Origin of the sequence: Pedobacter africanus (genome assembly GCF_040548825.1) — a bacterium.
GTDB classification, from domain to species: domain Bacteria; phylum Bacteroidota; class Bacteroidia; order Sphingobacteriales; family Sphingobacteriaceae; genus Pedobacter; species Pedobacter africanus_A.
The window spans coordinates 1-12813 of the sequence record NZ_JBEPSL010000008.1; the positions used below are offsets into that span (position 1 = coordinate 1).

At 39.6% G+C, this 12813-nt stretch carries 7 protein-coding genes and 1 pseudogene; 3 read left to right on the forward strand and 5 right to left on the reverse strand.

Annotated elements, in window-relative coordinates:
- Nucleotides 1-1597: pseudogene (locus ABIE26_RS26425) on the reverse strand (hypothetical protein); the annotation flags it as partial.
- 380 nt (nucleotides 1598-1977) lie between these two features.
- Here ABIE26_RS26425 and ABIE26_RS26430 point away from each other — a divergent pair.
- The gene (locus tag ABIE26_RS26430; RefSeq protein ID WP_310147102.1) at nucleotides 1978-2610 is read left to right on the forward strand and encodes a response regulator transcription factor; all 633 of its coding nucleotides are present in this window, start codon (nucleotides 1978-1980) and stop codon (nucleotides 2608-2610) included.
- Nucleotides 2611-3006: 396 nt separating this feature from the next.
- On the forward strand, nucleotides 3007-4923 hold the full coding sequence (locus ABIE26_RS26435) for a sensor histidine kinase (RefSeq protein WP_310147104.1): 1917 nt from the start codon (nucleotides 3007-3009) through the stop codon (nucleotides 4921-4923).
- A 203-nt stretch (nucleotides 4924-5126) separates the two neighbouring features.
- Here ABIE26_RS26435 and ABIE26_RS26440 read toward each other — a convergent pair whose 3' ends face one another.
- Complete coding sequence (locus tag ABIE26_RS26440) at nucleotides 5127-5756, reverse strand: response regulator transcription factor (protein WP_310147106.1); 630 nt, start codon at nucleotides 5754-5756, stop codon at nucleotides 5127-5129.
- Nucleotides 5757-6036: 280 nt separating this feature from the next.
- On the opposite strand from ABIE26_RS26440, the gene ABIE26_RS26445 reads away from it, so the two are divergent.
- Entirely contained in the window at nucleotides 6037-7989 is a 1953-nt protein-coding gene (locus tag ABIE26_RS26445; RefSeq protein ID WP_354376272.1) for a sensor histidine kinase, read from the forward strand.
- Between the two features lie 51 nt (nucleotides 7990-8040).
- Here the strand turns inward: ABIE26_RS26445 and ABIE26_RS26450 are convergent, their stop codons facing one another.
- From ABIE26_RS26450 to ABIE26_RS26460, 3 genes are all read right to left on the reverse strand, one after another.
- Nucleotides 8041-9993 carry an OmpA family protein gene (locus tag ABIE26_RS26450; protein ID WP_310147110.1) on the reverse strand — a complete coding sequence of 651 codons (1953 nt, stop codon included), beginning with the start codon at nucleotides 9991-9993 and terminating at the stop codon, nucleotides 8041-8043.
- A 35-nt stretch (nucleotides 9994-10028) separates the two neighbouring features.
- Nucleotides 10029-11039, reverse strand: coding sequence for a PorP/SprF family type IX secretion system membrane protein (locus tag ABIE26_RS26455; RefSeq protein WP_310147112.1), 1011 nt, complete (start codon nucleotides 11037-11039; stop codon nucleotides 10029-10031).
- A 43-nt stretch (nucleotides 11040-11082) separates the two neighbouring features.
- Nucleotides 11083-12813: DUF7507 domain-containing protein (locus tag ABIE26_RS26460; protein WP_310147114.1), on the reverse strand; the 1731-nt coding region annotated here is incomplete at its 5' end.

Sequence of the window (12813 nt, forward strand, 5' to 3'; positions counted from 1 at the left end):
ATGTTCCACCGTCTGCTGTCCATGTACCACCTGTTTTGATATAGGTTAAACCAGTTGTCGTATCTACATACGTATCGCCATCAACACCTGTACCAGCTCCAGGAACTGTCGTTCCGCTTAGCATCGATTTACCGTTCGTTCCATTGGTTCCGTTTGTACCATTAGTGCCAGCTACACCTTGCGGACCAACAGCACCTTGGGGACCAACAGCACCAGTAGCACCCTGTGGTCCTTTGATATTGCCAGTAGAAATCCAGGTCGTGCCATTATAAACATAGGTCTCACCTGTATTCGTGTTGATGTAAGTATCACCAGTAGCGCCTGTACCTGTTGGAGCTATGGTACCACTGGTTACTGAAGTACCGTTTGTACCATTAGTGCCAGCAACACCTTGCGGACCAGCTACACCTTGGGGACCAACAGCACCAGTAGCACCCTGTGGTCCTTTAATGTTCCCGTTAGAAACCCAGGTTGTACCATTGTAAACATAGGTTTCACCTGTGGTTGTATTGATATAGGTATCACCAGTAGCCCCTGTACCTGTTGGAGCTATAGTACCACTTGTTACTGAAGTACCGTTTGTACCGTTAGTGCCAGCTACACCTTGCGGGCCAGCAGCACCAGTAGCTCCCTGAGGACCTTTAATGTTCCCGTTAGAAACCCAGGTTGTGCCATTATAAACATAGGTTTCACCTGTAGTCGTATTGATGTATGTATCACCTGTAGCCCCTGTACCTGTTGGTGCAGTAGCACCACTGGTTACGGATTTACCATCAACACCATTCGTTCCATTGGTACCGTTAATACCAGCAACACCCTGTGGTCCTTTAATGTTCCCGTTAGAAACCCAGGTTGTACCATTGTAAACATAGGTTTCACCTGTGGTTGTATTGATATAGGTATCACCAGTAGCCCCTGTACCTGTTGGAGTAGTAGCACCACTGGTTACGGATTTACCATCAACACCATTCGTTCCATTGGCACCTTTAATATTTGTCCAGCTATTTGTTGTTGGATTAAAAACCCAGGTTCCACTATCATTATTTACAATTGTAACTCCAACTCCTGGTCCTCCAACAGCGCCTGGGGTACCTGGACTTCCAGTTTTTCCGGGTTGATTTTCAACAAGAATAGAACTGGAACTTCGTACGAACACCCACTTTGTACCATCATTGTAATAAATTCCTGGCACAACATCATTGACAGTTGAGGTATTGTAAACCATCATACCCGCAACATGGGCTGTAAGTGGTGCCGCCTCAGTTGTACGAGTTAAGCCAACTCGTGCATGAAGTAAACCCTTATTTTTAGTTTCCAGCTCTAACAACGCATCTTTATTAGGTAAATTGCTGCCCGATACTGTACCATCTTTTACTTTCTGCTGAGCTGAGGCCGTTGTGTAGAACCCAAGTATTAAACCTGTCCACATCACTTTTCTCAAAGCACTGGCTATACTGGGATTAAAAAATTGTTTAAAATTATTGGTTTTATGAACAACACTTAGCTCGAGATCGTATCCGGCTAATGAACCAATGATTTTTTCTTGATAAGCATACTTGCTTTTCGTAGACAACAGAGATCGTAATTTTATTTTCATAAAGATGCGATTGATGAACGTTTTAGATAGTTGTGGTTAACTATTAAATAGTATTAGTTAATTAAAGTTAACATCCATGCATCAAGTAAAAGAAGCAAACACAAACTATGACAATATAGTGTTACGATTATATATTAAAATAGCAAAAACATGCTATATTTCGATAATATGCATGGAAGAATTCTTTCAAGCAACCCAAAAATAAATTAGAAGAAAGAATAATTATTTAGCTAAAAAATTATTCCCATTCATCAGATAAAAAAATACGTAACAACAATTTGCTATTGAATGATTTATGAATAACATTAATTAGCTATAAAAGCTTCCGTATCTCAGTTACAACCATGCAATCGCTTACTTTTGCTATATTAGAACAACTTATGAAAAAAATTCAAGCAATTGCAATTGTCTTTGACGACCACCTTCTATTTGCGGACTCCTTTTCAGCTCTTATTGAGCGATTGGACCTTTTCCGTTCCGTTCATACGATTAGCGAGGAACGGGAATTAGTTTCTTTTCTGATCAAGCACTCTGAATCACCTATTTATTTTTTTTTAGATTATTATCTAAAAAACAAAAACGGCCTACCTCTTATTAATGAAGCCAGACGGTTAAACAAGAATATTACAATTATTGTAATGAGCTCAGTAATCAGTCCGATTACAATTACAAATATCCTGAGTTACAATCCCAATGGCTTTGTAAGCAAATCATCTGGTTTTAATGCAATAGTTGAATGCCTTACAATAATAAGCCAGGGCAGGCAATATATTTCCCCCGCAATTAGTGACATTGTCTCGAACACAAACTCAACAATAAAGTTACCGTTCACGGCGCGAGAACTAGAGGTACTTCATTACTTTGCGCATGGATTATCAATCGCCCAAACCGCAGAACAGACAAACCTAAGCAAACACACAATTGTAGCACATCGCCGCAAGATGATGGCGAAGGTAAAAGTCAATTCTATCACAGAACTATTGTTTTATGCACGTAAGCAAGAGCTAATCTGATTGAACGAAACGAAGACTACCAACAAAAGTCATCAGGCTGGAGTCCAGCAAAAAGCACGCTGAGGGCTTGAACCCAGCTTAAAAATGGGACCTGGATAAAACTGAAGGAATTTGAATAGGTAGGAACTGGTAGTTCGGCAGGTTGAAAAGATTTGGTTGGTGGTGAAACACAATGTCGCTTGATTTAAAGCCAGGGAATTGGAAATGTTACAGTATTTTGCACAATAAATGTAAATTCCATTACGGAGCTATTGTCTTATGCACGTATACAGGAGTTAATCTGACAATATTAACAAACCTTTGTATGTAACAAAAAGATGTAATTCTGCACTGTTCAAATAAACAATATAAAATTAATTTTTTTCTAAGGTTACACATTTCAAATTGCTATATCTAATGAATATCAAGCTTTATTGCGTACTCCCGCTCTTCTTTATCCTAAGCCAAACGGCCATCGCCCAACCGAGATCCAACGCGCAAAAGGAATTTAATAAACTGTCCGATTCCTATCAGTCAAAACAAGTCTCTGCCGAAGAGTACTTCAAACAGGCGAATTTACTGACACATCAACTGTTATCAGAGGGAAAGCATTTTGAAACCAAAGAACTGGTACACCTGCTCAATCTATATGAGGAAATTGCCTGGAGCAAACCCGAATATGGCCGCGCCCGTGTAAGCTATTTCTTCCTATTTTTCAATAACGCCCGTATGTTCAAGAAAAAGGGTGCCTCCATGTATTATGCCGAGAAGGTCACAGCCGAGTACAAAAAATACGGAGAAGCACACCCACTGATAGAACAGCTGCAAAAAACCAAGATTTATCAGGAAATGAGGCTTTACCCCAAAATCATCGAAATCTATAACACTGAAAAGAAATATCTTGAAAGCCTCCCTGAACTTCTTCGAAATCATAAAGTAGATGGTTCGGTTGGACTGAATGCCATGTATATCTTATCGCCAGTTTTAGAAGGATATATTAAATTGAACGACAGCAAATCGGTGCAGCAGACTGCGCATTTGGCCAGACAAATCGGCACAGCACTTGCCCGCAATCCATCGAGTACCAGGCCACAACTATTGTACAACGAACTTTTAATGATAGATATTGACCATTCTCTGGCCAACTTTGAGCGTAAGTATGAAGTTTCAAAAACCCTGCTGCACCGGATGGCCGAATTAAAAACCAAATATAAAGACCAGACCACAAACTTTATTGAATTTAACCTGGTTCGTTTGCGTATGGAGAACTACCTGAATTTGAAGAACCGGGATAGCCTACGACATTATATTGCCAAATACGAATCGTCCCCGAATTTCGGCAAAAGCCAAAGTGCAGAGCTTGCTGAGTTCAAAGCAAAGCTGAATGCCCTGGAAGGCGACTATCGTAATGCTTATTTATCCGTAAACGATGCGCTAAAATATGAGCGCGAGATGCAGACAAGCCTGATGGCAGAATCCAGTGATCTGCTGTATGCCTATACTCAGGCAGAGCATAGCAGTATTGCTCTTGAAAAGACCGAGAAGGCCAAACAACAACGGACTGTATTGCTGGTCTTGATTTCTGTTTCAGCATTGATTGTCATATTTATTATTTATGTGATTACAAGCTATCGGAGCAGAAAAGCGAAAGCACAGATAGAAGCACTAAACAGCGCCGCTGATATGCAGATCATTGCAATAGAGGAAGTTAAACATCAAGCTGTAAAAGAAGAGCAACGGCGTCTTGGACAAGACCTACATGACGGCCTGTCCTCATCTATTGCCGCCATAAGGCATCAATTAGAAACATTGACTTTAGAGACCGACGATATCACCTTAAAAAACAAACTTGGCAGGCTGCAAACAGAAACAGAGAGAGCCTATGAAGTGGCCAGAAAAAAAAGCCATGAATGGTTCAGCGCTGCTGACCAGCAGCAAGAACAATCTTTTGAAAAACAGATCAGGATACTTACAGACAGTGCACTTCCTGATAGTCGGTACAATAAAACCATTCAAATTGACGATAGTTCACTAACAGGTGTCAGTACAGACATGCGTATTACTCTACTCCGTATCGTTCAGGAAGCAATCACCAATATTATCAAACATGCCAAGGCTAAAAATGTAGGCATCTTGATTTATGAAGAAGAAGACACCCTCCTACTGACAATCAATGATGACGGCGTTGGATTGAACGAAACGAAGACTACCAGCAAAAAATCAGCTATTGGCCTGGAATCCATTCGTCGAAGGGTTGAATATTTAAATGGCGAATTAAATATCGATTCAGATATAAATGGTACGGAAATAATGGTTTCTATTCCATTAAAATAATTTATTCTGTATTTTAACAGATAAAAGATTGAAGAAACAGTATTCTCTCATCTCTGTTTTGCGGTTATTCTGATTGGTTTTCGCAAGCGGGTGCTGCTTTTGTGCTTAAAATTTATCAAATGCTAAATAAATCATAGTAAAAAGCAGCACAAATACACTGTTGTGAAGATTCAAGTTGCTGGTCGCTTCAGAATGCGCTTAGTTCAATTAGAACTTAATCTCATCATAGCCAACAACTCTCCCTTACTATTGATATTTAATTTTCTATAAATTTTTTTCAGATAAAATCGAACAGTATCGATGGAAATATTATGTCGATAAGCAATAAGTTTATAGCTTAAGCCGTCAACTAAAGCATCTACCATTTGTTGTTCCCTATAAGATAATTCAGAAAGTTGTTTTCTTGTACATAGAACATGATCAAATAGTAATTTTGTATAAGCAGGACTAATATAACAACCGCCATCCATTACAGCGCTAATAACTGTTGGCAATTTATGTTGATTTACTTTTTTTAAACATCCTCTAGCACCGGCATGTATATATTTTAATAGGGTATCTTTATCATCTATATCAGAGACAAGTATGATCGAACAATCAGGATAAGATGAAAGTACCTTTTTAATAACTTCTGTCCCGGAGATGTCAGGAGAATCTATATCAAGTAGCAAAATATCTGGCCTAGAAATATGCGGAACTAAGGTTTGAAAAGCTTCTATAGTAGTTTCGAATACGATTTCTATTATTTTTTCTTGAAAGACCACAAGAGAAGCAATAAATGCTTTTCTGATAAACTCACGGTTACACATTATACCGATTTTTATCCCATTCATTGATTATAGTTATTGTAGATTATCTTCATAAAAGATTAAGATTGATGTAAGTCTTTAGCCATTCATGACTAAGTCCGATCACCCTAACCCTCTAAAATTAATATTACTACACTCAAGTAAAACAGAGACCTGCACATTATAACAATATCATGCTACTCAATTCACTACAACAGCATGAATTCGCTATTAATACAGGTACAATAGATATAATTCTATACTTTTACTACTTTAGGTAAAATTATGATCTAAACATGGTCTGAAAATTAATACAATAAACCCAATGAAAAACAAATTTTGTGTGTTTTCACGCAATCTATCTCTCCTTTTCTTATTTTTTCTGCTAATTAGTAAAACTACTGCGGGACAATCAACAGTTCATGCAAGAAAGGAATTTAAAAACCTAGCCAGGGCCTACCATACAAACCGTATTTCTGCAGACAAATACCTGGACAGCACCTATTCGTTAACACAGCAACTTGTGAGTGAAGGAACCGAATTTAAAACGCAGGAATTGGTGGGTCTTCTTAGTTTGTATAAAGATATTGCCTGGGGGAAAAAGGAGTACGGAAGTTCACGTGTAAAGTACTTTAGGGCATTGGTGGATAATGCAGAAATATTCGGACAAACGGGTGCGGCTATGTATTATAACGAAAAACTATCGCAGGAATTGGGGAAAAACGGCAAAATACGTCCCTTGCTAGTAGATGTTTTTAAAATCAAGGCTTTCAATGAGCAAGGTTTATACGATAAAGTGATCTCTACATATAACGATAAAAAAGAATACATCAAGCACTTGCCGGAACAGTTGCGGAACAATAAAACCGACAATGTAAATGGAATGTATGCTATAGACATCTTAGCTGTGGCAATCGAAGCCTATATAAAGACCAGAGATACTACGGCTGTTTATCGAACAGCACTGCTGGCCGATCAAATTGGGAACATGCTCAAACGCAAATACCCAATAAACAGGCAGCACATGCTTTACAATGACTTTTATGCCCTGGTAAGACACCATGACATTGCTCTTCTTGAGAAGAACCAAATCAAAGTAGGAATTTTACTGGATAGTTTACAAACACTAAAAACCACGTATAATGACCAACCGATGTCTTTTATAGAAGTACCTCTTTATCAAATGAAGATGGATTACTTCCTGGTTTTAAAAAATCTGGATAGCGCTCGCTTTTATATCAAAAAACTCGCATCGCTTCCCAATTTTTTTAAAAGTCAGCAACCGATACTTGATGAATACAAAGCCCAACTACAGGCTGCACAGGGTAATTTTCAGGGAGGCTATACATCGTTAGCCAGCGCACTGGCACACGAGCGAAAAGCGAAAGCAGTATTGATGGCAGAGATGGATACTTTACTATACGCCTATACCGAAGCTGAAAACGCTAAGGTTGAACTTCGAAAGTCGGAAGAAATCAAGCAGCAACGAACAAATTGGTTAGTACTCATTTCAATTGCTGCATCTATTTTCATACTCACGATCTACCTGATTATGATATATCGAAGCAGAAAGGCAAGAACACAGGTAGAAGCACTCAACAATGTGGCTAATATGCAAATCATTGCCATGGAGGAAGCAAAACACCAGGCAGTAAGAGAAGAACAACAGCGTCTTGGACAAGACCTCCACGATGGTCTTTCTTCATCCATTGCCGCCATCAGGTATCAATTGGAGATTATAATGATGGACACCAATGAAAGCGCCTTAAAAAACAAACTGAGTATGCTCCTGCACGAAACAGAGAACGCCTATAAAGCAGCCCGAAACAAAAGCCATGAATGGTTCCGTGCTGGAGATGAACAGCAAGAACAGTCATTTGAAAAGCAGATTAAACTACTTACAGACAGTTCCCTCCCCGATAGCCGCTACAACAAAACCATACAGATCGACAATAACTCTTTAATCAGTGTGGACATGGATACGCGAATTGCTTTACTCCGCATTATCCAGGAGGCAATCACCAATATTATCAAACATGCCAAAGCTAAAAATGTGAGCATCCTGATTTATGAAGAAGAAGACACCCTCCTACTGACTATCAGTGATGACGGAATTGGCTTAGATGAAAAGAAATCCAGAAATGGTAATTCAACTATGGGTTTGCAATCCATCCGCCGCCGCGTCCAATCTCTTAACGGTGAAACTAAAATACATTCAGATGCAAATGGAACCGAAATAACGGTATCCATTCGATTAGCAACATGGCTCGCTCAGTAAAGTTCTACCTATCCCTCAATAAGTCCAACCGCTCGAAGAAAACTCGCAGTATTAGTATTTGACTATTTTAAATTCGGTACGCCTGTTGGCCTGGTGCTCTGCTTCTGAGCATTTCACCCCATTTTCACAACGATTCAATAATTGTGTTTCTCCATATCCTTTAGCTGTTAAACGAGTTCTGGAAATGCCACGGCTAACCAGGTAATTTACGACAGAACGTGCACGTCGCTGAGAGAGATCCAGATTATAAATATCTACTCCGCGGCTATCGGTATGCGACCCCAATTCAATTTCAAGGGTTGGATTGTCCCTCATAATGCGTACAAGTTCGTCCAGAATTTTCGCAGCGTCCTTGCGGATATTATCCTTATCAAAATCATAGTGGATATTTTGAAGAACAATGGTTTTGCCAATTTCAAACAGAGGCTCTAAGCGCAGGGTTACACTTAAGGTATCTGACCTGGTTAAACCTTTGGTCGATACCGTTGCCGAGTCGCTATAAAATTTCTCTTTCTGCCCTATTACGGAGTAATCAGTTCCTTTTGTCAGTTCAAAAAAGAAAGTACCACCTACACTGCTAATTTGTTTGGCCACAATCTGACGTCCATTGGCATATAAGGTCACCATAGCTGCGTCTATTGTCTCGCCTGTTTTCTTATTCAGGGTAATCCCTTTTAAAGCTAGAATCATTTTAGGTTTAATATTGCTGAAACTATATATATCATCATTTCCTATCCCACCCCTACGGTTTGAAGAAAGATAACCCATTACTGCATCTTCATTTGCAATATTGGTAATGAAAGCAAAGTCGTCGGCCGGAGAATTTACCGGAAATCTGAGATTAACTGGCTTAGACCAGTTACTTTTTGCACCTTTTACACTAAACACATCTAATCCACCCATCCCTGGTAATCCATTACTGGAGTAATATAAAGTGCCATCTGCCCCGATGTTGGGGAACATTTCGTCCTGACTGGTATTAATTGCTGGTCCGGCATTTTGAGGTTTCCCCCAGCTGCCATCACTTTGCAATTCGCAATACCAGATATCTGTGTTACCTAACCCACCAGGCATATCAGACACAAAATAAAGTATTTTCTCATCCTGGCTTAATGCAGCGTGACCAACAGAATACTTCTTCACCTCATTATAAGGAAAAGGCACAGCTTCGTATTTACCATTTTTTGCAGTATAGATATACAGTTCCAGGTTATTGGTTCTGAATTTCGTTTTGTTCTCTTTACTAATTTCCCCAGACGGCCCCGGATAAGTACGTGTAACGTACAATACATCTCCTTTTTTATTGCTAATGATTGGTCCTACGTGATAATTCTCATCATTGTACCGTGACTTGTCAATCAATTTAGCACTTAAGCTATTGTCCGCAGAGCGGTCAGCAGTATAGATTCTTAAAAAAGGATTACCTGTACGCCCATCTTTTCGATTCAGGAAACCTTGGTCCGGTTCAGCAGTGTATAAGATTTTATTACCATTTGGAAACACGCCAAATTCCGCAAGAACAGTATTGACCTGAGCTTCGTTTTTGATTTTATGTGCAGTGGGTTTAGCCATCCAAACCAATGCAGAATCACATCCAGCAATTTCATTAGTAACTCTTTTGACATCGCCAGTTTTGTCAGCGTAAGATTTTAAAACCTTTTTAGCTTCAGTATAGCGGGAATTAGATTTAAGTATAGCCCCATATTTGATCAGATTTTCAGCTTTACTATCCGGATCCTGGATTACCCTGGCATACCAGTTCTCGGCAGCCTCGTAATCATTCATTTTCTGATAGCAATCTGCCAAACGTTCAAGGTCAGTTAATTTAGGTTTCTTGGTATCAACAAGCTTCAGGTAAATTGAAGCTGCATCCGCATATTTATATTGTGTATACAATTGATCGGCCCTTCGCTTTAAGCTGGGTTGTTCTTGTGCAGAAGCTGCATGAAAAGTACACCCTAAGCCTAAAAGAAAAATGTATCTGGTATATTTTTTATTTATCATGTTCATCAGTTTAAACGATATATCGATTATTGATCTTAAAAGAATCTGGGACTAAGTAAACGCTTGCCCTTTCCAGGGAAGGTTACCCCGATCGTAATTTCATGGGTACCATTTTGTATGCTGCTCAATTTGCTCAGGATATGATCGTAAGAGTACCCGATTCTGAAGGTGTCGGTTAAATAAAACTGGGCAATTGCAGAAATGGAATTGAGACTGCTCAACTGCTGGCCTTTAGTATAATCCTTTTTCCAAAGGTTGGCCCCCGTTCTATACGATCCACCTATCCAGAACTTCTCAGCAAAGATCAACATGCCGCTGACGTCTAAACTTGAAGGGCCTTTAAGATCTTCTTTATACAATAGGCTTGGCCGAAGCTTCGTATCCTCAGATAAATTAAGTATGGTGCCTGCAATCAGGTAATAATGGCGTTTACGTTTCAGGTTCTCCACATTATTTTTATCCCAGTTGAAGATGCTGTTTGATTTGTCTCCAGAAAGCAGGTCCATTGCCGAAACTCCAATGTAAAAACCTGGATTGTAATAGTAAACCCCAAAACGGACATCTGGAATAGTGCTGCTGATTTTACCAACAGGCAGGTCCGGATCGTCAAAATCGACAGGGCTTAATTTGTTACCATCCAATCCATATTGGGTAATACCTGCTCCTACTCCAAAACTTAATCTTTGTGTATCCTCATCGTTAAGTCTTAAGCGATAAGCATAATTTGCATAAATTGAGGTGGCCGACTGTGGGCCTAACCTGTCGTCTGTAATTTGTAAACCGAGGCCTACATTTTTATTGGCATCGGCTACGCCATCAATAGATAGTTGACCAGTTCTCGGTGCGCCACTAAGTCCAGTCCACTGACTTCTCAAGGCCAGTTGCGCAAACCATTCTTCTTTGTATCCCGCATAAGCGGGGTTTACACTTAAAGAATTAAAGATGTACTGAGAGAACTGAATGTTTTGCTGCGCCTTTGCCGGTATCAGGCCAGCAACAGCCAACCCTAATCCCAGCATAACTTTTTTTATGATATGTTTGTTCATAATCTGTATGTATATGGCCAGCTTTCACCAGCCTTATCAATTATCATTTTATTAATACCCAACCTTTATAAACTTCCTGCTTACCATTATTATTTAACCTGATCAGGTAATAGTAGGTTCCTTTGTTCAGTCCCTCACCTGTCCAGGTGTTTTTATAATTGTTATTCCGGTATACTTCATTACCCCAACGGTTAAAGATGGTGACATCAGCATTGCCGTAGTTTTCTAACCCTACAATAACGAAGGTGTCATTTTTGCCATCTCCATTTGGAGTAATGACATTTGGAATGAAAAAGCCTTTAATATTTAAGTTTACAACAGCAACATTACTCCAGTTGCCGTTTTCGTCTTTTATACGATAGCTGAAAGAGTCTTTACCTGTATAACCGCTGTTTGGCAAATAAGTAACTGTTCCATCTGGATTCATTTTAAGTGTACCATGTTTAGGCTGCTCGGTGATTTCTAACCCTGTTTTATCCAAAGGAGAACCATCGGTTTTATCATTACCATAGACCGGAATTTTAATTTCAGTGTTCCATTGACCCTCTGCTGAATCATCAATTGCTACAGGCTTGGTAGGTATAATGGTCACTGTAACTTTTGCAGGGTTTGACACCTGACCATTTTTGTCTTTTACAGTATAAGAAAAATCATCTACCCCAGTGTAGCCGGCATTTGGTTTATAGGTAACTGTACCATCTGCATTAACAGTTACAGTACCATTTTTAGGTGGAGTGGTAATGACTATACTACCCGGTACTACTGGACTACTACCCTGCACGTCGTTGTTCAATACCGGTATTTTAATTTCAGCATTCTGCTTAGTCTCGGCAGTATTGTCACCGGCTACAGGAGGTTTTGCGATAACAGTAACAGTTGCCATATCATCGGTGTTGGTAGTTCCGGACTTATCTGTTACGACTTTGTTTTTTGGATCTGTTCCACTTATAAGTGCCTGATTAGTTACATTTCCGTTAGCAACATCAATTGCAGACAGCGTATATTTTTCGACATGTACAAGTGATGCACCAGGATTTAATGTTCCTGGAATATTGATTGCTGAGGCATTTAAAAGTGGGTCGTTTAAAATAAGATTACTTAATACCACATTACCCGTATTGGTAATTGTAAAAGTATATTCAATCTGATCCCCCAATATAAAAACCCCATTTTCACCTGTTCCTACATTAGTGACTTTCTTAATCAATGCAACCGAAGCCTTTTGCTCAATTTCTGTAATGGTACATGTTGGACAGTTCGGATCAATAGGAGCATTAGGATAAGCAGGATTGTTGTCTTTAGAAGTTGCTTTGATATCTCCGCCCTTTGGATCATTTGCCTGAACATTTGCGATATTGTAAACAAAACCTTTGTTCAAATCGACCTGAGTTAAAGTATGTTTTGCATTTACCGTGACTTCTGCACCAACATTTAGCGTTGCTATTGTCCCAGGCAATATACTTCCAGCGTCAGCATTCGCATCGGTAATATTTACATTAGTAAGCGTTACATTACCCGTATTTTTTACTTTCAAAATATAGTTGATCACATCACCAACCTTATTGTAGGTCCCTACAGTCGTATTTTTTGTTAAAGTTATACCAGGCGATGATGGCAATGGCGTAATCGTACAGGCAGGACAGGCAGGGTCTACTGGTGGTACACCAGGAGTGCCGCCTGCAGCGTTGCCACTCTCAGATTCATCACTTACACTATTGTTCAATGGGTCTTTACCGGTAGCTGTGGCCAGGTTATACACCCCGCCTTTATCGAT